This window comes from Halomonas sp. A29 (assembly GCF_046723295.1).
Taxonomy (GTDB): Bacteria; Pseudomonadota; Gammaproteobacteria; order Pseudomonadales; family Halomonadaceae; genus Halomonas.
Map to the genome: position 1 here is coordinate 55,425 of NZ_JAXQPR010000001.1, position 23,910 is coordinate 79,334.

20 protein-coding genes and 8 tRNA genes are annotated in these 23,910 nt (G+C 62.9%); 7 read left to right on the forward strand and 21 right to left on the reverse strand.

Annotation, left to right across the window (positions count from 1 at the left end):
• Positions 1 to 13: 13 nt before the first annotated feature.
• From SPH52_RS00295 to rnr, 5 genes are all read right to left on the reverse strand, one after another.
• Positions 14 to 868: a hypothetical protein gene (locus SPH52_RS00295; protein WP_411793002.1), complete on the reverse strand. Its 855-nt coding sequence runs from the start codon at positions 866 to 868 to the stop codon at positions 14 to 16.
• Between the two features lie 10 nt (positions 869 to 878).
• Positions 879 to 1,106, reverse strand: a complete 228-nt coding sequence (gene rpsR / locus SPH52_RS00300; RefSeq protein ID WP_010629658.1) for a 30S ribosomal protein S18 — start codon at positions 1,104 to 1,106, stop codon at positions 879 to 881.
• Positions 1,107 to 1,130: 24 nt separating this feature from the next.
• On the reverse strand, positions 1,131 to 1,517 hold the full coding sequence (rpsF, locus tag SPH52_RS00305) for a 30S ribosomal protein S6 (RefSeq protein WP_411793003.1): 387 nt from the start codon (positions 1,515 to 1,517) through the stop codon (positions 1,131 to 1,133).
• Positions 1,518 to 1,675: 158 nt separating this feature from the next.
• On the reverse strand, positions 1,676 to 2,512 hold the full coding sequence (gene rlmB / locus SPH52_RS00310; RefSeq protein ID WP_411793004.1) for a 23S rRNA (guanosine(2251)-2'-O)-methyltransferase RlmB: 837 nt from the start codon (positions 2,510 to 2,512) through the stop codon (positions 1,676 to 1,678).
• Positions 2,512 to 4,911, reverse strand: coding sequence for a ribonuclease R (rnr, locus tag SPH52_RS00315; RefSeq protein WP_411793005.1), 2,400 nt, complete (start codon positions 4,909 to 4,911; stop codon positions 2,512 to 2,514). The genes rlmB and rnr overlap by 1 nt, the downstream gene beginning before the upstream one ends.
• Positions 4,912 to 5,187: 276 nt before the next feature.
• On the opposite strand from rnr, the gene SPH52_RS00320 reads away from it, so the two are divergent.
• From SPH52_RS00320 to SPH52_RS00330, 3 genes are all read left to right on the forward strand, one after another.
• Positions 5,188 to 5,274 (forward strand) — tRNA-Leu (locus SPH52_RS00320).
• 69 nt (positions 5,275 to 5,343) lie between these two features.
• Positions 5,344 to 5,430 (forward strand) — tRNA-Leu (locus SPH52_RS00325).
• Between the two features lie 38 nt (positions 5,431 to 5,468).
• Positions 5,469 to 5,555: transfer RNA gene (locus SPH52_RS00330), tRNA-Leu, on the forward strand.
• A gap of 263 nt (positions 5,556 to 5,818) precedes the next feature.
• On the opposite strand, the gene SPH52_RS00335 is transcribed toward SPH52_RS00330, so the two are convergent.
• The 5 genes from SPH52_RS00335 to coxB all read right to left on the reverse strand — a co-directional run bounded on the left by SPH52_RS00335 (position 5,819) and on the right by coxB (position 11,128).
• Positions 5,819 to 6,709 carry a DNA/RNA non-specific endonuclease gene (locus SPH52_RS00335; RefSeq protein WP_411793006.1) on the reverse strand — a complete coding sequence of 297 codons (891 nt, stop codon included), beginning with the start codon at positions 6,707 to 6,709 and terminating at the stop codon, positions 5,819 to 5,821.
• 115 nt (positions 6,710 to 6,824) lie between these two features.
• The gene (locus SPH52_RS00340; protein ID WP_043510462.1) at positions 6,825 to 7,100 is read right to left on the reverse strand and encodes an Lrp/AsnC family transcriptional regulator; all 276 of its coding nucleotides are present in this window, start codon (positions 7,098 to 7,100) and stop codon (positions 6,825 to 6,827) included.
• A 109-nt stretch (positions 7,101 to 7,209) separates the two neighbouring features.
• Positions 7,210 to 7,560 (reverse strand): hypothetical protein, encoded by a 351-nt coding sequence (locus SPH52_RS00345; RefSeq protein WP_411793007.1) that lies wholly within the window; start codon positions 7,558 to 7,560, stop codon positions 7,210 to 7,212.
• Complete coding sequence (gene ctaD / locus SPH52_RS00350) at positions 7,557 to 10,088, reverse strand: cytochrome c oxidase subunit I (RefSeq protein ID WP_411793008.1); 2,532 nt, start codon at positions 10,086 to 10,088, stop codon at positions 7,557 to 7,559. Before ctaD ends, SPH52_RS00345 begins: the two co-directional genes overlap by 4 nt.
• The gene (coxB, locus tag SPH52_RS00355) at positions 10,085 to 11,128 is read right to left on the reverse strand and encodes a cytochrome c oxidase subunit II (protein ID WP_411793009.1); all 1,044 of its coding nucleotides are present in this window, start codon (positions 11,126 to 11,128) and stop codon (positions 10,085 to 10,087) included. Before coxB ends, ctaD begins: the two co-directional genes overlap by 4 nt.
• Positions 11,129 to 11,179: 51 nt before the next feature.
• On the opposite strand from coxB, the gene SPH52_RS00360 reads away from it, so the two are divergent.
• On the forward strand, positions 11,180 to 11,644 hold the full coding sequence (locus tag SPH52_RS00360; protein WP_411793010.1) for a DUF2231 domain-containing protein: 465 nt from the start codon (positions 11,180 to 11,182) through the stop codon (positions 11,642 to 11,644).
• A gap of 53 nt (positions 11,645 to 11,697) precedes the next feature.
• Here SPH52_RS00360 and SPH52_RS00365 read toward each other — a convergent pair whose 3' ends face one another.
• Positions 11,698 to 12,117, reverse strand: coding sequence for a CopD family protein (locus SPH52_RS00365; protein ID WP_411793011.1), 420 nt, complete (start codon positions 12,115 to 12,117; stop codon positions 11,698 to 11,700).
• 354 nt (positions 12,118 to 12,471) lie between these two features.
• Here SPH52_RS00365 and SPH52_RS00370 point away from each other — a divergent pair, with 354 nt between their 5' ends.
• Positions 12,472 to 12,786 carry a high-potential iron-sulfur protein gene (locus SPH52_RS00370; RefSeq protein ID WP_411793592.1) on the forward strand — a complete coding sequence of 105 codons (315 nt, stop codon included), beginning with the start codon at positions 12,472 to 12,474 and terminating at the stop codon, positions 12,784 to 12,786.
• 40 nt (positions 12,787 to 12,826) lie between these two features.
• Here the strand turns inward: SPH52_RS00370 and SPH52_RS00375 are convergent, their stop codons facing one another.
• From SPH52_RS00375 to SPH52_RS00420, 10 genes are all read right to left on the reverse strand, one after another.
• The gene (locus tag SPH52_RS00375; RefSeq protein WP_411793012.1) at positions 12,827 to 14,386 is read right to left on the reverse strand and encodes a SpoVR family protein; all 1,560 of its coding nucleotides are present in this window, start codon (positions 14,384 to 14,386) and stop codon (positions 12,827 to 12,829) included.
• A 17-nt stretch (positions 14,387 to 14,403) separates the two neighbouring features.
• Positions 14,404 to 15,687, reverse strand: coding sequence for a YeaH/YhbH family protein (locus SPH52_RS00380; protein ID WP_411793013.1), 1,284 nt, complete (start codon positions 15,685 to 15,687; stop codon positions 14,404 to 14,406).
• 23 nt (positions 15,688 to 15,710) lie between these two features.
• A complete protein-coding gene (locus SPH52_RS00385; RefSeq protein ID WP_411793014.1) occupies positions 15,711 to 17,633 on the reverse strand; it encodes a PrkA family serine protein kinase in 1,923 nt (640 codons plus the stop codon).
• Positions 17,634 to 18,060: 427 nt separating this feature from the next.
• Positions 18,061 to 20,097, reverse strand: a complete 2,037-nt coding sequence (locus SPH52_RS00390) for an FAD-dependent oxidoreductase (protein WP_411793015.1) — start codon at positions 20,095 to 20,097, stop codon at positions 18,061 to 18,063.
• 195 nt (positions 20,098 to 20,292) lie between these two features.
• Positions 20,293 to 20,369 (reverse strand) — tRNA-Asp (locus tag SPH52_RS00395).
• Between the two features lie 3 nt (positions 20,370 to 20,372).
• Positions 20,373 to 20,449, reverse strand: a tRNA-Val gene (locus SPH52_RS00400).
• Between the two features lie 47 nt (positions 20,450 to 20,496).
• Positions 20,497 to 20,573, reverse strand: a tRNA-Asp gene (locus SPH52_RS00405).
• Positions 20,574 to 20,602: 29 nt separating this feature from the next.
• Positions 20,603 to 20,679: transfer RNA gene (locus tag SPH52_RS00410), tRNA-Asp, on the reverse strand.
• Positions 20,680 to 20,743: 64 nt separating this feature from the next.
• A tRNA-Val gene (locus SPH52_RS00415) sits at positions 20,744 to 20,819 on the reverse strand.
• A gap of 140 nt (positions 20,820 to 20,959) precedes the next feature.
• Positions 20,960 to 21,550 carry an alpha/beta family hydrolase gene (locus SPH52_RS00420; protein ID WP_411793016.1) on the reverse strand — a complete coding sequence of 197 codons (591 nt, stop codon included), beginning with the start codon at positions 21,548 to 21,550 and terminating at the stop codon, positions 20,960 to 20,962.
• A 300-nt stretch (positions 21,551 to 21,850) separates the two neighbouring features.
• Between SPH52_RS00420 and ccoN the strand changes: the two genes are divergently transcribed.
• Both ccoN and ccoO read left to right on the forward strand, forming a co-directional pair.
• Complete coding sequence (gene ccoN / locus SPH52_RS00425) at positions 21,851 to 23,278, forward strand: cytochrome-c oxidase, cbb3-type subunit I (protein WP_411793017.1); 1,428 nt, start codon at positions 21,851 to 21,853, stop codon at positions 23,276 to 23,278.
• Between the two features lie 22 nt (positions 23,279 to 23,300).
• The gene (ccoO, locus tag SPH52_RS00430; protein ID WP_411793018.1) at positions 23,301 to 23,909 is read left to right on the forward strand and encodes a cytochrome-c oxidase, cbb3-type subunit II; all 609 of its coding nucleotides are present in this window, start codon (positions 23,301 to 23,303) and stop codon (positions 23,907 to 23,909) included.
• The last annotated feature ends 1 nt before the right edge of the window (position 23,910 follow it).

Consider the following 23,910-nt stretch of genomic DNA (forward strand, 5'->3'; position numbering starts at 1 on the left):
CGTTAACCTCATGTCAGTCGCTGCGAGGGGCCAGACGGCTGCGGAAATCCGCGAACACGTCGATGAAGGCCACCAGCAGCACTATCAGAATCATGGGCCAGGTGGTGATCAGCAATACGTAGAAAGCGATCAACCACAGCCCGTTCATGCCCTTTATCCCGATGAAGCCGTGCACCAGGGCAATACCGGCCACCAACAGCGGCACCCAAGCCAGCATGGAGAGCGACGGCAAACCCAGTACCATGCCCACCACACCGAGCAGAACCAGCAGGCCGAGTTCGCGCGGCGCCAGGCGCAACGCATGGAACTCCTCGCGAAAACCGCCGGGGTTGTAAAGCCCCGCCTGCCACGCGCGCGCCAGAGCCAGACAGCCCACCGCGGCGATCAGCACCATCAGACCGGTAATGCCACCGATCAGCAGCGTTGCCAGCTCTTCGGTGTCGAAGCCCTGCCGCGCCAGCTCGGTCAGCATGCGGTCGATGTCGGCCGAACCCTGGCGTAGCTGTTCCAGCAGCGGCCCGGTACCACCCGGCGGCACGAAGATGCCGAACTGGATCATCGCCGCGGCGGCCAGGGTGCCGACGATCAACGCCTCGCCCCAGCGCATGCGCGAGCGCAGCACCACCGCCATCAGCGTGACCAGCAACACGCTGGCCAGCGGAATGGCATCGCCCTGGGTCCACCACCAGCCGGAGGGGACGGCAGCCGCCACCAGTACCGGTAGCGCTGGCGACAGACCGCGCCGCAGGGTAACCAGGGCGACGATGGCACCGCTCAGCCAGAACAGCCAGGGTACGATCGCAGCCAGAGCCGCCCCACCTGCTGCGTAGGGCATGCCGCGCATCAGCCATCGGGCAATCGGCAACATCGAGTGCGGCTTACTGGTGGCTGTCGGTGTAGGGCAGCAGAGCCAGGTAGCGCGCGCGCTTGATGGCGGTAGCCAGCTGACGCTGGTAACGGGCCTTGGTACCGGTGATACGGCTAGGTACGATCTTGCCGGTTTCGGTGATGTAGGCCTTGAGTGTGTCCAGATCCTTGTAATCGATCTGCTTCACACCTTCAGCGGTGAAACGGCAAAACTTGCGACGGCGGAAAAAGCGTGCCATGTAAAGACTCCTCGGTACGTGCTATCAGTTGGCTTCGGCAGTTTCTTCTTCTTCCGCACGCGGTCTTTCTTCGCGACGCGGACGCTTGTCGTCTGCCGGCTTCATCATCGGCGAAGCTTCAGTGATGGCTTCCTTGCAGCGCACCACCAGGCTGCGAATGATGGCGTCGTTGAAGCGGAAGATGTTCTCGATTTCCTCGAGGGTCTCGCCGCTGCACTCGACGTTCATCAGCACGTAGTGAGCCTTGTGAATCTTGTTGATCGGGTAGGCCAGATGACGACGGCCCCAGTCCTCCAGGCGATGCAGGGTGCCACCGCTCTCGGTGATGATGCTGGAGTAACGCTCGACCATGGACGGCACTTGCTCGCTCTGGTCCGGGTGGACCATGAACACGATTTCGTAATGACGCATGGGATCTCCTTTCGGGTTGGCAGCTTCCGCGTGCGCCGATGGCGTCAAGGGAAGCAAGGAGGTGATAGTCGAAATAGCAACGCCCGCTCACGCAGGAACGGGCGCCTGTATTCTAGTGATCCGCGCCGCCACATGCAAGGCAGGGCGGCGCTGGCGACTCAGCCGCTGGCGCCTCGACGCTGACGTACCGCCTCGAACAGGCAAATGCCGGTGGCCACCGAGACGTTGAGGCTAGAGACACTGCCGGCCATGGGCAGCTTGACCAGGCCGTCACAGGCTTCGCGGGTCAAACGACGCATGCCCTTGCCCTCGGCACCCATCACCAGCGCGGTGGGGCCGCTGAAGTCGGCATCGAACAGCATCGCCTCGGCCTCGCCGGCGGTGCCGGTGATCCACACACCGAACTCCTTGAGCCGGGCCAGGGCTCGGGCCAGGTTGGTCACCTGGTAGACCGGCAGGCTCTCGGCGGCGCCACACGCCACCTTGCGCACCGTAGCGTTGAGCGGTGCGGCCTTGTCCTTGGGCACGATCACGCCATGCACGCCGGCCGCATCGGCGCTACGCAGGCAGGCGCCGAAATTGTGCACGTCGGTGACGCCATCGAGTATCAGCAACAGAGGCGGCGCCTCATGAGGCCAGGCTTCCAGCTTGAACCACAGCGAGGCCTCGCTCTCGAAGGCAAGGGGGGCCGTGAAAGCGACGACACCCTGATGAGAGGCTTCCTGCGCCAGGCGATCCAACTCATCACGCGGGTGCAGTTCGATACGAGTCCCGCCTCGCCGGGCCCTGTCGACTATTTCAGCCAGACGCTGCTGGGCCTCGCCCTCCTGTACCCAAAGCAAGCGTGGGGAGTCGCCCCGCTCCAGCAGGGCGCGAACGGCGTGAACACCGAACACCGCATCGAGCCCACCGGGCACGCCAGGTGCGTTGGCTGCGTAGCGGGAACCTGGCCGCCGGCCCGAATCACGCTGCCTGCTCTTGCGCCCTTGCGCCATCAGCTGCGCGCTCTCGGCTTGCGCGGGCCGCGGCGGCGCTTGCCACCCTTGCCCTTACTACCCTTGTCGTCCGCCTGGCCCTTGCCGGCGTTAGGCTTGGGCGTAAAAACCGCCTCGCTCTCGCCACGGCGCTTGCGCGACTCACGCTTGGGCCGCGGCTTTTCATCTTCCAGAGCGAAGTCGATCTTGCGGTCGTTCAGGTCCACACGCGCCACCTGCACGGTGACGCCATCGCCCAGGCGATAGCTCATGCCGGTACGCTCGCCCTTGAGGCGGTGCTTCTCGGGCTCGTAGTGGTAGTAGTCGGACGGCAACGAGGTGACGTGCACCAGGCCCTCGACGTAGACCTCGTCGAGGCGCACGAAGATACCGAACTGGGTGACCGAGGCGATGGTGCCCTCGTAGACCTCACCCAGTTTGTCGGACATGAACTCGCACTTGAGCCAGTCCTCCACGTCGCGGGTAGCGTCGTCGGCGCGGCGCTCGGTCATCGAGCAGTGCTCACCAAGCTCCAGCATCTGCTCGAAAGTGTAGGGGCACCACTTGCTGGGCGGCTCCACCGGCGCCCCTTCGGCGCGCAGTACGGTGTTGGTCTGACGCGGCCCGCGAATCACCGAGCGTATGGCGCGGTGCACCAGCAGATCGGGATAACGTCGAATCGGCGAAGTGAAGTGGGCGTAGGCCGGATAGGCCAGGCCGAAATGCCCCTCGTTCTGCGGCGAGTAGACCGCCTGGCTCATCGAGCGCAGCATCACGGTCTGGATCACGTCGGCATCGGGGCGGCCGCGAATCGCCTCGGCCAGCGCCTGGTAGTCCTGCGGCGTGGGTTCGTCGCCCCCGCCCACCGAAAGCCCCAGCTCATTGAGGAACAGGCGCAGCTTATCGAGACGCTCCGGTGAAGGCCGCTCGTGGATGCGATAGAGCGCCGGCAGGTCGTGTTTGTCGAGGAAACGCGCGGTGGCCACGTTGGCCGCCAGCATGCACTCCTCGATGATCTTGTGCGCGTCGTTGCGCTTGCGCGGAACGATCTTCTCGATCTTGCGCTCCTCGTTGAAGAGGATGGCAGTCTCGGTGGTTTCGAAGTCGATGGCACCACGCTCCTCGCGAGCCTGGCGCAGTACACGGTAGAGCTCGTGCAGGCCCTGGAGCGGCTTCACCAGGTCGCGGTACTCCTCACGCAGCGCGTCCGCTTCGGCATCATCGCCACTGAGGATCGCCGCCACCTTGTTGTAGGTCAGCCGCGCATGAGACTGGAATACCGCCTCATAGAAGTGGTAGCGACTGATGGTCCCGTTCTTGGAGATGTTCATCTCGCAGACCAAGGCCAGGCGGTCGACGTGGGGATTGAGCGAACAAAGCCCGTTGGAGAGCAACTCGGGCAGCATCGGCACTACCTGCCCCGGGAAGTAGACCGAATTGCCGCGGCGGATCGCCTCCTCGTCCAAGGCACTACCCGGGCGCACGTAGTGCGACACATCGGCGATGGCGACGAGCAGCTTCCAGCTGCCGGACTTGGTCTTCCAGGCGCATACCGCGTCGTCGAAATCCTTGGCCGTCTCATCGTCGATGGTGACCAGAGGGATATGACGCAGGTCGATGCGATGCTGCTTGTCCTGCTCGGCCACTTCGGCGGACATCTCGGCAATCTGGTCGTGGACCTCCGGGGGGAACTCGGCAGGAATCTCGTAGCTGCGGATGGCGATGTCGATTTCCATCCCCGGATCCATGCGCTCTCCAAGCACCTCGACCACTTCACCCACCGGCTGCACTCGCGTATCAGGCTGCTGGACGATCTTCGCCGACACCACTTGACCATCCCGAGCGCCGCCGCAGGCGCTGTGGGGGATGATTACTTCCTGGGTGATGCGCGGATTTTCGGGGATCAGCACGCCGAATTCGGACGTATTCTCGCGGAACACGCCGACGATAGTCTGGGTGTTGCGCGACAGTACCTCGGCGATGGTGGCTTCGTCGCGGCCGCGGCGATCGCGCCCGCTGACGCGAACCAGTACGTAGTCGCCATGGAAGACCCGGCGCATCTGCCGCGGCGGCAGCACCAGGTCGGGTTTCTTGCCATCGTCGCGCAGCACGAAGCCGAAACCGTCGCGATGGCCCAATACCTTGCCCTTGACCAAATCCAGCTTGTCGATCAAGGCATAGGCACCGGCGCGGTTGCGCAGTACCTGGCCATCGCGCTCCATGGCCGCCAGGCGACGGCGCACCGCCTCCTGCAGCTCCTCGTCGTCGAGACCCAGCATGCGGCTCATTTTTTCATGGGTGACCGGCTTGCCGTACTCTTCCAGGCGCGCCAGCAGGTACTCGCGGCTGGGCGCCGGCTTGTCGTACTTGTGGGCCTCGCGGCTGGCATGAGGGTCGTCGCTGAGCGTCCAATGAGTCATGCGTGGGGCATCCTTGGCAACGGGAGCAGCGTTCCTGGGAGGGCGCGGGCGAGAGGCCGCGTACGTTGGGTGTTGCTAATGGAGTCGTTTGTCATGCCCGCATTATAGCGCCGGTGCCGGTTCGGCCCAACCATGGCGGCATGATCTGTAGACAACACGTGAGCGAGGACACTCGGCGAAGCCCTTGCCAGCGCCATCCGCGCCGCCTGGCGCCGGGTGAAAATTCTCCCGGCGCTCTTGCATTGGGCCCTGAATTGGGTAAGATACGCGTCGCCTGCCCAGATGGCGGAATTGGTAGACGCGCTAGCTTCAGGTGCTAGTATCCTTACGGATGTGGAGGTTCAAGTCCTCTTCTGGGCACCATTCGCTCCCTTCGGGATCGATGGTAGGGTCAGGCCCCTCGCTCTTTGTCAGCTTGAAAGTCTCGTGTTCGCCCAGGTGGCGGAATTGGTAGACGCGCTAGCTTCAGGTGCTAGTATCCTTACGGATGTGGAGGTTCAAGTCCTCTCCTGGGCACCATCCCAGGCTCGCGAACACGACCGACGACAGCATGATGCGCCCAGGTGGCGGAATTGGTAGACGCGCTAGCTTCAGGTGCTAGTATCCTTACGGATGTGGAGGTTCAAGTCCTCTCCTGGGCACCACTGCTCTTCACGAGCACATCGCGTCATGCAGTGACAATATCCAAGAGCACTAAAAGCAGGTAACCCAAGAAACCGCGATCAATCGCGGTTTTTTTGTGCCTATATCAAGCCTAGCCATTACCGTCGCGAGCGAAGAAAGGCGGCTTCTCGCCGGAGCGCAGCAACCGGAGTTGACTTGCTGCTCAATGAGGATTCGACCGGGCCGGCGCTCCGGTACCGCCGAGCAGCCGGATTTCTAGCGCAGCTAGGAATGGGTGGCTTGATCAGAAGCGTGATGGCAGGCGCGCCACCTCTTCCAACGCCCAGCCCTCTGCCACGACCTCTCCCTCCAGCACCTCGGCCACTTTTTCGGGCAGGCGCGGGAAGAAATTCAACCCGGTGCGTTTCTCCACCTCGTCGATGCTCACCAGGTAGTCGTCCAGCGGTTCGTCGCCGCGCACCTCCTGGGGCATGATGAAGGCCAATGCCCTGGGCTCCTCGCCCGGCACCACGATGATCTTGTAGAAGGCTTCGGGGATCTCGACGAGCCCCACCCGGTTGGTCACGTTGTCGAGGAAGCGCTCGGGAAAGACCGGGCCGGTAATCACCTGCACCACGCCGAAGCGCGGCACGAAGTGATCGATCACCACCTCCTCCAGGCGCTGCCAGAGCCGGCGATTAAGGTCGGGTCGCTGGGGCGAGATATTGCTCATCAGGAACGACTGCTCCTGGGCCTGGCGCCCATGTACTACGGCAATGGCATAGTTCGGGGCCAGGTGCCCGCGGTCATAGCCGCTGCCGAAGTAACTGTCGGCAGCGATGGGCCATAGTGTGCGCCAGTCGCGGCGAAAATCGGGCCTGGGACCCGACCTCGGATCTTCCACCTCGTGCAGCAAGTAGCTGACCCAGAGCGGATTGACCCGCACGTCCGACCAGCCCACCAGGAAACCGTCGTTGCGCAGTACACGATGTAACGTCAGCGGTGTCGGGCTTTCCCAGGTGGGCACGCCCATCCAGCTCAACTGGTCACGATACTCCTGCTCCTGGGTGTACCACAGGCCGCTGCCGACCAAGACGAAGACGAGGGTGATAGCGAACTGCCGAGTGCGTGAACGCCAGCCTGACAGTGGCGAGCGTCGGCGCCTTCGCCGGCTGTGGGAACGTGCTAGAGCCATGAGTCGATCCGAAAGGTGCCGCTGCCGGCGCGCATCGGCACCGGCACATGGTATTCAGTAACTTGGGTATTCAGGAACTTGGGTGTACAGGCAGTTGGAAAGCAACAGCCCCAGGTTACCAGCCCAGCGAGAACATGGTCTCGAGGTCGTGCCGGGAGTGCACCTGCATGGCATTGAGGGTCTCGGTGTCGCGGATGCCTTCCACGGCATTGAGGCGCTCGGTGACCAGCTCGGCCAGGCTTTCGAAGTCGCGGGTACGGGCGATCGCCACCAGGTCGTAGCGACCGCAGGTGGAGTAGACCTCGCTGATCCCCTCGACATCGGCGAGCCGCTCGGCCACCGCCTTGACCTGCCCTTTGTCGGTATTGATCAGAATCACGGCATTCTGCATCGGGCACCCTCCCCGGTTAAGTATTCGTGCGGCATGGCACCGCCGCGCTGGCGCGAGTATAGCAGGCCAACCACGGCGGCAGAACAAAGTGCCGGTCTCCCCGCCTGCCTCATAAACAGGGCGGTAGAAATATTATCGGGTAGCCGACGAACAGCGTGCCGCCCGCCGAGAACAGGAAGACACCCGCCGAAACATGGGCAAAATAGCAATCGCGCTGCAGCTCTGTCTTGCGTGCGGCCGCTACGCTGGCACAGGTCAGCCACAGCAGCAGCGCAGTAGTCACCAGCGTGGCCAACCCGATGCCGACATTGATGCCGGTCAGCATATCGCGCTCGGGATCGGGTGGCGCCACAGAGCAGGCCACCGAGAGCCCGGCGTAGATGGCCACGAACCAGATGCCCCATATGGTCAGGCCGCTGATCACGTGAATCGGATGGGTCAGTCTCAACAGACGTTTCATGACGCCCCTCCCAGCAGGGTCGGCATGACCCAGATGGCCACGAAGAGGGTCCAGTAGACCACCAGGTTGTAGTACCACAGACGCAGCACTACCACCGGCTCCATCGGCACCTCGACGCTGACATAGCCGAAACCGACGCGCAGCCCCTGCAGGATGCAAAGTACTGCCCCCAGGGCAGCCAGGATAAGCACGTAGCACAGCGCCACCAGCAGCGTGGCATCATGGGCCGTCTCGGTAGGTGCCAGCCCCGCGAGCCACATCACTGCAACGATCAGCAGCGTCTGCAGCCCCCCCAGGCCACCTGCCGCATACATCAGCAGGCCGAGCCCGGCTCCTTCGCCACGGCGCAGCCGGCGCACTACCTTGGCCAGCAGCAGCGTGCCCACGGTCAGCGCCACACCTGCCCCCACCAGCAACGGCATGGAGAGCGGAGAGGTTTCCGGCATTTGCCATTCCGGCGCTACGGTCCACAGGTAGAACCAGCCAAACAGCAGCGAGAGGTAGAGCGAGCCATTGGCCAGATGAGACACCGACATGCACCATACGCCAGGTCCATTCATGGTGTGGTAGTGAAGCGGTGGCTCGCTGGGCGCCATCGACGCCTCGGGCGCCTTGCCGGGGTGCGCGCCGTTTTCCCAGGACCAGCGCAGTAGCAGCACGACAGCCGCCAGGGTTGCGATGGCCCCTATCCAGTAGATTCGGATCAACAGGCTGATACAGACGAGGGCGATGGCCAGCGATGCGAACAGCGGCCACCAGGAGTTGCTGGGCAGATGAATGGTTTCGCGCAGCTTGCCGGTCAGGGCGTCGCTGCCCCAGGTCTCGCGCCGGCCATGCTCGATGGTGTTGAGACCATGCTGCCCCTCGTAGATGGTGCGTGAGAGTTCGGGCTTCTCCCACAGCGGGTGACGCGTCTCGACCGCGGGCAGGCTGACGAAGTTGTAGGGCGTGGGCGGCTTGGGCATGGCCCACTCAAGGGTGTCTGCATTCCATGGGTTCTGCGGCGCCTTCTTGCCGAAGCGGAAGTGCAGTGCGATATCGAAGACCAGCAGCGCCACCCCGGCGGACATCATGAAGCCGCCTACCGAAGAGATCAGGTTGTAGAGATCCCAGCCCATGGCGGTATCGTAGGTGAACACGCGCCGGCGCATGCCCAAGAGTCCAGTCCAGTGCATGACCAGGAAGGTGACGTTGAAGCCGAGGAAGATCAGCCAGAAGCTCCACTTGCCGAGCCGCTCCGAGGGCATGCGCCCCGAGACCTGGGGCAGCCAGTAGTAGAGTCCCGCCATCAGCGGGAACAGCATGCCCCCCACCAGCACATAGTGCATATGAGCGACGACGAAGTGAGTGTCGTGGACCTGCCAGTTGAACGGCACCAGGGCCAGCATCACCCCGGTCAGCCCCCCCAGCACGAAAATCACCAGGAAGCCGACGATCCACAGCATCGGCAGGGTCATTCTAGGTCGGCCCAGCCACAGGGTGGAGAGCCAGACGAAGATCTGGATGCCGGTAGGGATCGCCACCAGCATGCTCGCCGCCGAGAAGAAGGCCAGCGCCAGCTGCGGTATGCCCAGAGTGAACATGTGGTGCACCCACAGCCCGAAGCTGACGAAGCCCATGATGATGATCGCCGCCACCACCCAGCCGTAGCCGACGATGGGCCGCCCGGCAAAGACCGGGATCAGGGTCGAGACGATGCCCGCCCCCGGCAGGAAGATGATGTAGACCTCGGGGTGGCCGAATAGCCAGAACAGATGCGCCCACAGCACCGGGTCGCCGCCGCCGGCCACCTCGAAGAATGGCATGCCCGCGGCTCGCTCCAGTTCGAGCAGGATGCTGCCGAGGATCAGCGGCGGAAAGCCGACCACGATCATCAGCGCCATGGCCAGGATGTACCAGGCAAACAGCGGCATCTTGTGCAGCGCCATGCCCTGGGTACGGGTACGCAGGATCGACACCACCAGCTCGACCCCGGCGGAGAGCGCCGAGATCTCGACGAAGGTGATGCCCAGCAGCCAGAAATCGGAGCCCCTCCCCGGGGCATATTCGCCGCTGCTCAGGGGGGTGTACATGAACCAGCCGCTGGCCGGTGCCATCTCGAGGATCATGCTGGAGGCGAGAATGATGCCGCCGAACAGGTAACAGAAGTAGCCGAAGGCGGTCAACCGCGGGCAGACCAGGTCGCGAGCCCCGATCATCTTGGGGATCATGTAGATCGCCAGCCCCTCGAGAATGGGAATGGCGAACAGGAACATCATCACCGTGCCATGCATGGTGAAGACCTGGTTGTAGATCTCGTGGGACATGAAGTCGTTGTCGGGAAAGGCGAGCTGGGTGCGGATCAGCATCGCCAGCAGGCCACCGATCAGAAAGAAGATCGCCCCGGTGACCATGAAGCGCAGGCCGACGGTGGTGTGATTCACCACTGTCAATGCCCGCAGGCCCGTGGGATTACCCCAGACTTCGTCCATGCCCTTGTGCAGTCTGCGGAGCTCGGGCGTCAGGGTCGCATCCTTGATATCGCTCATGGTTCCATCGTCTCCAGCCAGGCACCAATATCCTGCAGTGTCTCGATATCGATATGGTTATGAGGCGGCATCCTGTTGCCGGGCTTGAGCGTCTGGTGGTGTTCGAGCCAGTAGGCGATGGCGCCCTCTTCCATGGGCAACACACCAGCTCCCAGTGAAGGGCGCGAGCCGATGTCGGTCAGATCGGGCCCCTGGATGTCGTGGGACACGTCATCGACGATGAGCTGCTCGGGGAAGCCGTCCACCGTGTGGCAGGCCACGCAGTGCTCGCCGAAAGCCTGCCGAGCCTCGTCGAAGCCGTCGCTTGGCTCGGGCGGTGCCCGGCGTTCGGCCAGCCAGGCATCGTAATCGTCGCGCTCCAGCGCCTCGACGTGGAGCAGCATGGCGGTGTGCTGGGCGCCGCAGAACTCCGCGCACTGGGCGCCGAAGACACCGGGCACATCTGCCTCGAGGCGAATGGTCGAGCGCCGCCCCGGCACCATGTCGCGCTTGCCGCCGAGGCGCGGTATCCAGAAGGCGTGGATCACGTCGGCGCTCGTCAGACGAAAATCGACCGGTTCGCCAGCCGGCATCACCAGCCGGTTGGCGGTGATTACGTCAGGCTCACCGTTCTCGCCGGGATAGCGGATCTCCCACCACCACTGGTGCCCCACCACCTCGATGAGTTCGGCTTCGCCCTCGGCAAGCGGCAGGGGCAGCATGCCGCGACCGGTGGGGGCGGCAAATACCAGCAGCGCGACTATGCTGACCACGGGCAGTGCGATTCCGCCACCCAGCACCCAGCGCAGCATGATGCGCTGCTCCTCTCGCGGCGTTCGCGTTGGCTGCTCACGGCGGCGGAAGGTATAGAGCCAAAGCGCAATGAGGGCCAGCGAGACCACCACGCTGACGCCGAGCATGGCCCACCACACCCAGAATTGGTGACGAGCGGCCGGGCCGGAAGGATCGAGGATCGACATCTCCCCGGCACAGCCAGCCAGTATCCCCAGCAGCGGCGCACCCAGAATGAGACGCCGCCAGCAGTTGACCCGATGCCGCACGGGGCGTTGAATGCCTGTGAGAGCCCTGAACCGATCGCAAAGGACGCGAACATGGCTGACCAACCGAAGCGCTCGATAAAGAGCCGCGCCGCCATCGCCGGCCACCCTCTTCACCCGACCATGGTGCACTTTCCCATCGCTTGCCTGATGCTGGTGGTAGGAAGCGATGCACTGCTGCTCTACACCGACGACCCGTTCTGGGCACGGGTCGGCCTGTGGCTGGCCGGTATCGGCGCGCTGGGCGGCTGGGTCGCCAGCATTGCCGGGCTGACCGACCTGATCATGGTGAGACGAATTCGCCAGATGATCCTCGGCTGGTGCCACGCCATCCTGGCGGTGATGATGCTGTCGCTGGCCTCGCTCAACTGGCTGTGGCGCTACTTGCACCCCACCGACCTGCTGCCCTGGGCCGTCAGCCTCACCTTGATGACGGCCGGAATGATCATGCTGGCCGGGATTCTCGGCGGTATGCTCGTCTATGACGAAGCGGTCGGGGTCGAGATCGACGACAAGTGAAGCAAAGCGCACCTGGCGTGACGAGTGACACATGTGACTCTCCTTGTCATGCCTCAGTCGAAGGGTTTGCTCAGCACCAGTACCAGCACGGTGAGCATCAGCGATGCCGCCAGAGCAGCGATCAAGCCGCTGGCCGGTATGAGGAAGCGGTATCGATTTCGCTCCAGCCGTACGATCAGTGCGCCGCACAGCACATGACACAGCACCATGCCGCTCACCGCCGCCAGCTTCAGCACCAGCCAGCCACCCGTGAGCTGAGCGACGACGAAGAGCAGTGTGCCGCTCATGATCGCCAGCAGGGCGAAAGGCGTGGCGACATGGGTGAAGAGAAAACGCAGCAAGGGCGGAGCGGGAACCTCGAAGGTCGCCTCCCCCCGCGTTCTGGCGCTTGCCATCAGCAGGGCCGGCAAGTAGAGCAAGGCCGCACACCAGCACAGCAGCGTGGCAATGTGCAGAATTTTGATCCACGGCATAACAGCATCCTTGCAGCAGCAGTGTGACCCCACACTACCCAATGTAGGGCCGCTGGGCCAAGTTTACCCGGACGGCATACGATCCGCCGTGTCGCCGGGCTCCTCTCGATTCGTTACGCCGTCACTTTGTCGAACCCATGACACCGGGTGGAAACACAACGAAACACACGGCAATTGCGCCTGCGCTAGAAAAAGTGTTTCCTCTGCTTCACACAAGAACTTCATACCCCTCGTCGAGTCTGATGATCAGGATGGTGCTACCCCCTCATCCTTGGCGCCAGTCTGGCCTGAACCGGGGTAATCTTCATTGACCGTGTCGAAGCAGGAGAACCCTCCATGGCCAAAAAAACTTCCATGGCCAAACAGAGCCGACGAGCCTTTCTGCGCGATGGCTTGCTGGGTGTCGCTGCCCTGCCGTTGGGAATCGGCGTCCTCTCGCGACAGGCCTTCGCCCAGAACCTGCCCAGGCTCGACCCCAACGATGAGCAGGCCCAGGCATTGAACTATGTCGAAGCGGCCAGGCAAGCCAGCGACCACCCTGCCTATGCAGAGGGTGAAACCTGCAGCAACTGCATGTTCTTCGAGCGCCGCAGCGAAGGCTGCCAGCTCTTTCCCCAGAACAGCGTCGAGCCCGCGGGCTGGTGCCAATCCTGGGTCAGCATGGACTGAGCGGGCCTCTTGGCCCGCCAATGCCCCCCCTTTCTTCGTGCTACTGCTCCTTGCCTTCGTCGTCGGGTAGCGGCCACTGATAGCGCCGGACGACCGCTCCCTCTTCGGAGAGCGATTCCAGCCTTACGGGGAAGCCCCACAGCTGGTGCAGGTGGCGAATCACCGGGTAGACACTGCGACCCATGGGACGCCGGCTGTCCTGCACGTGATGCAGGGTGAGCGAGCGGTTACCGCGGATGTTGGCCTCGTAGACCTGGATGTTGGGCTCGCGCAGCGACAGCGCATACTGCTGCGCCAAGGCCTCGCGGATTCGGCGATAACCTCGCTCGTCATGGATGGCGGCCACTTCCAGCATCTCTTCCTGATCGTCGTCGATAATGCTGAACAGCTTGAGGTCGCGCATCACCTTGGGTGAGAGGAACTGCTGGATGAAGGATTCGTCCTTGAAGTTGCACATGGCGAAGTGCACCGCCTCGAGCCAATCGCTGCCTGCGATGTCGGGAAACCACTCGCGGTCCTCGTCGGTAGGGCTCTCGCACATGCGCCTGATATCGCTGAACATGGCGAAGCCCAACGCGTAGGGGTTGATGCCGCTATAGAATGGACTGTCGAAACCGGGCTGACTGACCACAGCGGTGTGCGACTGCAGGAACTCCAGCATCAGGCCCTCGTCGACCAGACCTTCGTCATAGAGCCGGTTCATCAGGGTATAGTGCCAGAAGGAGGCCCACCCCTCGTTCATCACCTGGGTCTGGCGCTGGGGATAGAAGTATTGCGCCAGCTTGCGCACGATACGCACTATCTCACGCTGCCAAGGCGCCAGCAGCGGTGCATTCTTCTCCAGGAAGTAGAGCAGGTTCTCCTGGGGCTCGGGAGGATAACGCCCGGCCGTATGCAGGCCCAGAGGGTCCTCCTCACTGTCCAGGCTGCCTGGGAGGACGTCGGCCTGATGACGCCCCGGAATGGTACGCCATAGCGTATTGACCTGGGTCTGGAGATACTCCTCGCGCTCCGCCTGGCGACGCACTTCCTCTTCGGCAGAGATCGGCGAGGGCCGCTTGTAGCGGTCGACACCATAGTTCTGCAGGGCATGGCAGGCGTCGAGCAGTTGCTCGACGGCCGTCACGCCGTGCCGCTCCTCGCATTCGGCCACGTAGCGGCGAGCGAATACCAGGTAATCGACGATCGAGCTCGCATCCGTCCAGGCGCGAAACAGGTAATTACCCTTGAAGAAGGAGTTGTGTCCATAGCAGGCGTGGGCCATGACCAGCACCTGCATCATCAGCGTGTTCTCCTCCATCAGATAGGCAATACAGGGGTCGGAGTTGATCACCAGCTCGTAGGCGAGCCCCATCTGGCCACGCCGATAGGCCTGCTCCACCGCCAGGAACTGCTTGCCGAACGACCAGTGATGGTAGCCCACCGGCATCCCCACACTGGCATAGGCATCCATCATCTGCTCGGTGGTGATGATCTCGATCTGATTGGGATAAGTATCCAGTCGATACTCGTCTGCCAGCCTGGCCAACTCCCGTTCATACGCATCGAGGATCTCGAAATTCCAGTCGGAACCGGTGGCAATCGGCTTGCGTCGGATCATGTTGCCTCCTCGTTCGCTCAATGGGCGGCACGGCGCTTGAACAGCTCGCGGAACACCGGATAGATGTCACCTGCCTCGACGATCTGGCGCATGGCAAAACGGTCGGGGAACACGGCGGCCACCGTCTCGTACTCCTCCCATAGCGCCTGGTGCGCGTGGGGAGTGATTTCCACGTAGGTGTAGTACTGCAGGCGGGGCATCAGCGACTTCATCAGTCGCTCGCGGCAATTCACCGAATCGTCATCCCAGTTGTCACCGTCCGAGGCCTGGGCCACATAGAGGTTCCACTGTGCAGGTGGGTAGCGCCGGGTGATGATCTCATCGACCAGCGTCAGGGCGCTGGAAACGATGGTGCCGCCAGTTTCCCGCGAGTAGAAGAACTCCTCCTCGTCGACCTCCTTGGCCGCGGTGTGGTGGCGCACGAAGACCAGTTCGACCTTCTCGTAGTTACGCTCGAGGAACAGATACAGCAGCAGGAAGAAGCGCTTGGCGATGTCCTTGTGAGCCTGGGTCATGGAGCCCGAGACATCCATGACGCAGAACATCACTGCCTTGCTCGACGGCTGCGGCTGGTTGATCAGATTGTTGTAGCGCAGGTCGTAGGTATCGATGAAAGGCACCGCCTCGAGGCGCTTCTCGAGCCGCTCGATCTCCGCCTTGAGTTCACCGATTCGCGATGGGTTACGCAGCACCGGATCCTTGCGCTCCTCCTCATCCAGCGCTTCCTGTGCCTCGCGCAGTGCACGACGAATGGGGGCACGCATGGCAATGCGCCGGGCATACGCCTCGCGCATCGAGCGCACGATATTGATCCGAGCCGGTACACCATCGCGGGTGACCCCGGCGCGCACCGGTTTCACTTCATCCAGATCCTTGAGCGCCTTGCGCTCGAGATGCGGCAATTCCAGGCCGTCGAAGACGAAATCGAGGAATTCCTCGCGAGTCAGGCTGAAGGCGAACTCGTCCATGCCCTCGCCCTGGTTGGAGGCGTTGCCTTCACCCGAGCCACCACCACCGCCGCCCCCACCGGGGCGGCGCAAGCGATCACCCTCGACGAACTCCTTGTTGCCGGGGCTGACGATGGTGCGCTTGCCACCCGGGCCGTGCTGGAACACCGGCTCCGAGATGTCGCGAGCCGGAATCGAGACCTTCTCGCCGCGCTCCATGTCGGTGATCGAGCGGCGGTTGACGGCTTCCTCGACAGAACGCTTGATGTGCGTCCGGTAACGGTCGAGGAAGCGCTGGCGGTTCACGGCGCTCTTGTTCTTGGCGTTGGCGCGTCGATCGATGAAATAGGTCATGTTGACCTCCTGGCTCGCGCCGATTATTGCGATTTACGCACCCGCAGATACCACTCGGAGAGCAGCCGCACCTGCTTCTCGGTATAGCCACGGTCCTTCATGCGGGCCACGAAGTCCTCGTGCTTCTTCTGATCCGCGGTCGAGGCCTTGGCGTTGAAGGAGATCACCGGCAGCAGCTCTTCGGTGTTGGCGAACATCTTGTGCTCGATCACCCCGCGCAGCTTCTCGTAGGACTGCCAGCTCGGGTTCATGCCGTTGTTCTGAGCCCGCGCCCGCAGCACGAAGTTGACCACCTCGTGGCGGAAATCCTTGGGATTGGAAATACCCGCCGGTTTCTCGATCTTCTCCAGCTCCTCGTTGAGCGCCTGGCGATTGAACAGCTCCCCGGTTTCGGGATCGCGATACTCCTGGTCCTGGATCCAGAAGTCGGCATAGGTGACGTAACGATCGAAGATGTTCTGGCCATACTCGGAGTAGGACTCGAGATAGGCGGTCTGGATCTCCTTGCCGATGAAGTCGACGTAGCGCGGCGCCATGAACTCCTTGATGTAGCGCAGGTAGCGCTCGAAGGTCTCCTTGGGCAGATGCTCCTGTTCGAGGCGCTGTTCCAGCACGTAGAGCAGGTGCACCGGGTTGGCGGCGATCTCGTGGTTATCGAAGTTGAACACCTTCGACAGGATCTTGAAGGCGAAGCGCGTGGAGAGCCCGTCCATGCCCTCGTCGACGCCAGCCGAATCGCGATACTCCTGGATCGACTTGGCCTTGGGATCGGTATCCTTGAGGTTCTCGCCGTCGTAGACCCGCATCTTGGAGTAGATGCTGGAGTTTTCCGGCTCCTTGAGCCGCGAGAGCACCGAGAACTGCGCCAGCATGCGCAGGGTATCCGGAGCGCACGGCGACTGATCGAGCGAAGAGTGCTCCAGGAGTTTCTTGTAGATGTTGATCTCCTCGGTCACGCGCAGGCAGTACGGCACCTTGACGATGTAGACGCGGTCGAGGAAGGCCTCGTTGTTGCGGTTGTTGCGAAACGCCTGCCATTCGCTCTCGTTGGAGTGAGCCAATACGATACCGTCGAAGGGGATCGCCCCCATGCCCTCGGTAGGGTTGTAGTTGCCCTCCTGGGTGGCGGTCAGCAGTGGGTGCAGCACCTTGATCGGTGCCTTGAACATCTCGATGAACTCCATCAGCCCCTGGTTGGCCTTGCACAGGCCGCCAGAGAAGCTGTAGGCGTCAGGATCATCCTGCGAGTAGAGCTCGAGCTGGCGGATATCGACCTTGCCGACCAGCGAGGAGATGTCCTGGTTGTTCTCGTCGCCGGGCTCGGTCTTGGAGATGGCGATCTGGTTGAGCCGCGAGGGGTACAGCCGCACCACCTTGAACTGCGAGATGTCGCCGCCGTACTCCTTGAGCCGCTTGGCCGCCCAGGGCGACATGATGCTCTTCACGTAGCGGCGCGGAATGCCGTACTCCTTCTCGAGCAGCTCGCCATCCTCCTCGGGCGAGAACAGCCCCAGCGGCGACTCGAAGACCGGCGATCCCTTGATGGCGTAGAACGGGATGTGTTCCATCAACAGCTTGAGCCGTTCGGCCAGCGACGACTTGCCACCGCCCACCGGCCCCAGCAGGTAGAGGATCTGCTTGCGCTCCTCGAGCCCCTGGGCGGCGTGGCGGAAGTAAGCCACGATCTGCTCGATCGCCTCCTCCATGCCATAGAACTCGGAGAAGGCTGGATAGCGGCGAATCACCTTGTTGGAAAAGATTCGGGAGAGCCGCGGATCCTTGGCAGTGTCGATCACCTCGGGTTCGCCGATGGCTTTCAGCATCCGCTCGGCGGCGCTGGCGTAGGCCATGGGGTCCTCACGACACAGCTCCAGGTACTCCTGCAGGCTCATTTCCTCCTGCTGAACACGAGAGAAGCGGTTCTGCACATGATCGAAGATGCTCATCGAAGCCTCCTGTTTTGCCTACCCTGTTGGCCACCCGATCGGAATGACCCCCTTGGGTTACTCATCAGCCTAGACACTTCGCGACGGAGTGGGTGGCAAAGAATCAACGCAAGGTAAGGATAATCATGAGAACGCCGGAGACGCCAAGGGTTCGATGAGCAAAACCGAAATGAATTAAACGTTGTTAGGACGCAGCCTGCCTGCCCCGCCGGTACTGACGGAACGGGCAGCCAGGCGCCCCCACAGCGCATGACGCGTGGCCTGGAGCCAAGTCCGCCGTCGTAAATGCCATAGATAAATGAGGTGATCGGCAACGCCACGACCGGTCGTAGGACCGGCCGTGGCGTCTTGCTGAAAGGTCATCATGGGCAGCAAGGGATTTCTTCAGCTTAGCTGCCTTGATGAATTCTGCTGTCAACGCTGCACGTTACAACCCTGCTGCTACTCGTGTGCCCTGGTCGATGGCCCGCTTGGCGTCGAGTTCGGCGGCTTCGTCGGCACCGCCGATCAGGTGCACCGCCACGCCGGCTTCCTTGAGAGGTTCCAGCAGCTCGCGGACCGGATCCTGGCCGGCACAGATCACCACGCTATCGACCTCGAGCAGGCGCGGCTCCTCGTTATAGCGAATATGCAGGCCAGCGTCATCGATACCGACATACTCGCAGCCGGCCAGTGCCTCGACGCCGCGGTGGCGCAACGACATTCGATGCACCCAGCCAGTGGACTTGCCTAGCCCCTTGCCGGGCTTGGAGCGCTTGCGCTGCAGCAGGAAGACCTGACGCGGCGTCTCGGGGCGCTCGGGTGGGCGAATGCCGCCAGGCTCGGAAACACCGAGGTCCACACCCCACTCGGCACACCAGGCCTCGCGATCAAGCGAGGGATGCCCCACATGGGTGAGCAGCTCGGCCACGTCGAAGCCGATGCCGCCGGCCCCGATGATTGCCACTCGCCGCCCGACCCGCTCGGGATGCAGGATTGCCGTGGGATAACTCATCACCTTGGGATGCTCGATGCCCGGCAGCTCCAGGCGTCGCGGGCGTACGCCGGTGGACAGGATCACCGCATCGAAGGCGCGCAGCGTCTGGACATCGGCCTCTGTACCCAGCCTTACAGAGACGCCGTGTTTGGCAAGCATCACCTTGAAGTAGCGCAGGGTCTCGTCGAACTCCTCCTTGCCGGGAATCTTGCGCGCCAGGTTGAACTGGCCGCCCAGCTCGTCGGTGCGCTCGAACAGCACTACCCGATGGCCACGCTGGGCGGCGGTAAGCGCCGCCGCCATGCCTGCCGGTCCGCCACCGACCACGGCAACGTCACGCGGCATCTCGGCCGGCACCACTTCGAGCTCGGTCTCGTGGCACGCCCGGGGATTGACCAGACAAGAGGTGAGCTTGCCCTGGAAGGTGTGGTCGAGGCATGCCTGGTTGCAGGCGATACAGGTATTGATCTCGTCGCTACGTCCCTCGGCCGCCTTGCTCATCCAGGCCGGGTCGGCAAGGAAGGGGCGCGCCATGGAAACCATGTCGGCATGCCCCTCTGCGAGTACACGCTCCGCCACTTCGGGCATGTTGATGCGGTTGGTGGTGATCAGAGGAATGGAGAGCTCGGCCTTCATGCGACGGGTCACCTCGGTGAAGGCCGCACGCGGCACGCTGGTGACGATGGTGGGCACGCGCGCCTCGTGCCAGCCGATGCCGGTGTTGATCAGGCTGGCCCCGGCGGACTCGATGGCGCGCCCCAGGGTCACGACCTCCTCCCAGGTACTGCCCTCCTCCACCAGATCAATCATCGACAGGCGGAAAATGATCAGGAAGTCGTCGCCCATCGCCTCGCGTATACGCGAGACGATCTCGACGGCAAAGCGCATGCGATTGTCGAGGGGTCCACCCCAGCGATCGTCGCGCTGATTGGTGCGCAGGCAGAGGAACTGATTGATCAGATAGCCCTCGGAGCCCATTACCTCGACGCCGTCGTAGCCGGCCTCGCGGGCCAGGGATGCGCAGCGCACGTAGGCATCGATCTGCCGCTCAACCTCTTCATCGGTGAGCTCTCGCGGGGTAAACGGGTTGATCGGCGCCTGAATCGGTGACGGCGCTACCAGCTCGGGCGAATAGGCATAGCGCCCGGCATGCAGTATCTGCATGCAGATATGGCTGCCCTCGGCATGTACTGCCTCGACCACACCGCGATGGTCGGCCACCTGCTCGGCCCGCTCCAGTGTGGCAGCGCCCTGGAACACCGCCCCTTCGGCGTTGGGGGCGATACCACCGGTGACGATCAGCCCCACGCCCTCGCGGGCACGCTCGGCATAGAAGGCCGTCAGGCGCGCAAAGCCATTCGGCGCCTCTTCCAGATTGGTATGCATGGAGCCCATCAGCACGCGGTTGGGCAGCGTCAGGTGGCCCACCTCGAGCGGACGAAAAAGATGAGGATAGCGCACGCCGAACTCCTCCTTGGGTCTAGTCACGGTTATTTCAAACAACTGTATGATAGCCGGGCGGCAGGCGCAAAGGAAAAGCGAGCCTTACGCCAAAAGACGAAGCACGCTCTGCTCTCGCGACGGGGAGACACCCGCGGCTCATGCACGCCGGGCGAAGACTGGATGGGGGGAGTATAGACGATACGAAAAGGCCCCGAGCCTGAGCTCGGGGCCTGAAATCGATGGCGGACCGGACGGGACTCGAACCCGCGACCTCCGGCGTGACAGGCCGGCATTCTAACCGACTGAACTACCGGTCCGCGTGGTGGGTGATACCGGATTCGAACCAGTGACCCCCAGCATGTGAGGCTGGTGCTCTAACCAACTGAGCTAATCACCCACGGATATCGCACTGCTGCGATGAGGACTTACCAAGCCAGGGCATCATGGCGGACCGGACGGGACTCGAACCCGCGACCTCCGGCGTGACAGGCCGGCATTCTAACCGACTGAACTACCGGTCCACGACAGATGACACTAGCGTCGGAAGCGATGGCGGACCGGACGGGACTCGAACCCGCGACCTCCGGCGTGACAGGCCGGCATTCTAACCGACTGAACTACCGGTCCGCTGTTTGCTTCCTGGGTGTTGCACGTGATCACCGTTTCACCATCGCTTGCTGCTCGAAGGCGATGGTGGGTGGTACAGGGTTCGAACCTGTGACCCCCAGCTTGTAAGGCTGGTGCTCTCCCAGCTGAGCTAACCACCCCTGGTCACGTGGCGCTGAATTCTACAGAGTTCCTTAGCCTTGTCAACGCCCTTGCGCATATCTCAAGTGAGCAAAAGGGCCTTGAAAGAGACCGGCCATCGGGACGAATGTCCTACAACCCGCGCCATCCGTGGAGTCGCTCATTTCGGCTCGCGATGTGCTCGCATGAAAGCGGCGATCACGGCTGCGCCTTCCTCGATCAGGATCGCCTGGGTACGGCCCGATCGTTGTCGCGGCTTCCAGTCGTGGTCGCCCTCCTCAAGCCAGTGCAGTTGCACCCGGGCAGGAAGCTCGTAGCGAGAAACCTCTTCATGCGTACCGAAGGGATCACGGCTGCCCTGCACCACCAGGGTGGGGCAATCGATCAGCGGCCAATGTTCGAGCCGCAGGCTCGCGGGCTTGCTCGGTGGGTGGAACGGGTAGCCGCACAGCACCAGGCCGGCCGCCTGGTCACGGGCTGCCAGCAGGCTGGCCGCACGGCCACCCATGGACTTGCCGCCGAGCCACGGCATACCCCCTTCTGAGCGTGTCAGAATGTCGCACCAGCGGGACAATTCTTCTACCAGGCGATCAATCCTCGGAGGTGGGATCCGCCGCCCCTCGCGCTGCATGCGCTGCATGTAGCCGAACTCGATGGCAAGGGTCTGGACGCCCTGGTTGGCAAGCGCATCCCGTAATTGCCTCATATAGGCGGATTGCTGCCCAGCCCCCGCGCCATGGGCAATCAGCATGCGTCCGGCGCTTCCGCCACCTCTCACTTCGAGCGGACCAAGCCCTTCGACGAGCCAGCAGCCAGGCTCTCGATCGAGCCCCTGCTCGTGCAACTGATCCGGCCCAATCGAAACAGGGTCTAATCGTGCAAAGTTCGACACACGTCAAATTCCTATACGAGTTTCGCCTGTATGCTTGTTTCAGTCTGTCAGGTGGCTGCGCTAGAATCCGCCTGCTTTCTGACCTGCTTCAGCCAACCGAGAGCGCGTCGTGGCCACCGCCACCGCGAGTTCTCGATACGCGTTCGATGGGAACCTGACATGAGCACAGCATTAGAGCATCCGACCTACAACTACAAGGTAGTTCGGCAGTTCGCGATCATGACAGTGGTGTGGGGCATCGTGGGCATGTTCCTCGGTGTCATCCTTGCCGCTCAACTGGTATGGCCGCAACTCAACCTCGATCTGCCTTGGACGAGCTTCGGCCGCCTGCGTCCGCTACATACCAACGCAGTGATCTTCGCCTTTGGCGGCTCCGCGCTGATGGCGACCTCGTACTACGTGGTGCAGCGCACCTGCCAGACACGACTGTTCTGCGACAAGCTGGCCGCCTTCACCTTCTGGGGCTGGCAGGCAGTGATCCTATCGGCGGTGGTCACGCTCCCGCTCGGTATCACCACCACCAAGGAGTACGCCGAGCTCGAGTGGCCAATCAACATCCTGATCGCCGTGGTCTGGGTCAGCTACGCCATCGTCTTCCTGATGACGATCAAGCAGCGCAAGACTTCCCACATCTACGTGGCCAACTGGTTCTTCGCCGCCTTCATCCTAACCGTGGCCGTGCTGCACATCGTCAACAACGCTGCGATCCCGGTCACCCTGACGTACTCCACGTCGATCTATGCCGGCACCATCGATGCCATGGTGCAGTGGTGGTACGGGCACAACGCGGTGGGCTTCTTCCTGACCGCCGGCTTCCTCGGCATGATGTACTACTTCGTGCCCAAGCAGGCCGAGCGGCCGATCTACTCCTACCGCCTCTCCATCGTCCACTTCTGGGCGCTGATCATGATCTACATGTGGGCCGGGCCGCACCACCTGCACTATACCGCCCTGCCCAACTGGGCCCAGTCGCTGGGCATGGTGATGTCGATCATCCTGCTGGCGCCCTCCTGGGGCGGCATGATCAACGGCATGATGACCCTCTCCGGTGCCTGGCATAAGCTGCGTACCGACCCGACCCTGCGCTTCCTGGTCGTGGCCCTGTCGTTCTACGGCATGTCCACCTTCGAAGGCCCGATGATGGCAGTGAAGACGGTCAACGCCCTGTCCCACTACACCGACTGGACCATCGGCCACGTGCATGCCGGCGCCCTGGGCTGGGTGGCGATGATCACCATCGGCTCCATGTATCACCTGATACCGCGCCTGTTCGGGCGCACCGAGATGTACTCGGTCGGCCTGATCGCCGTGCACTTCTGGCTGGCCACCATCGGCACCGTGCTCTACATCGCCGCCATGTGGGTCAACGGTATCCTGCAAGGCCTGATGTGGCGCGCCATCAACCCCGACGGCACCCTGATGTACACCTTCATCGAGTCGGTCGAGGCCAGCGGCCCGGGCTACATCGTACGCCTGATCGGCGGCCTGTTCTGGATCGTCGGCATGCTGCTCATGGCTTACAACGTCTTCATGACCGTCAAGCGCAGCGAAACCGTCAACCAGCAGCCGATTCCGCAGACTGCTTGAGTAACCGGGGAAACCGACACCAATGAAACACGAGATTGTCGAAAAGAACGTAGGCCTGCTCGCCGTGTTGATCCTGGTGGCGATCAGCTTCGGCGGCCTGGCCGAGATCGTGCCGCTGTTCTTCCAGAAGCAGACCACGGAGCCGGTGGATGGCCTGCGTCCGCTCTCCGCCCTGGAGCTGGAAGGGCGTGACATCTACCGCCGTGAAGGCTGCGTGGGCTGTCATTCGCAGATGATCCGTCCGTTCCGCGCCGAGACCGAGCGCTACGGGCACTACAGCGTCGCCGGCGAGTTCATCTACGAGCACAACTTCCTGTGGGGCTCCAAGCGGACCGGGCCGGACCTGGCCCGTGTCGGCGGCCGCTACAGCGACGACTGGCACCGTGCCCACATGTACAACCCGCGCGACGTGGTACCGGAATCGATCATGCCGGCCTATCCGTGGCTGTTCGAACGCACCCTCGACGGCAACGACACGCCGCGCAAGATGGAAGCGCTGCGTACCCTGGGCGTTCCCTATACCGACGAGGACATCGCGGGCGCCACGCGCGAGGTGCGTGGCCAGCAGGAAATTACGGCCCTGGTCGCTTATCTGCAGCAACTGGGTACCGTGCTTGAGGGCACGCGCTGAT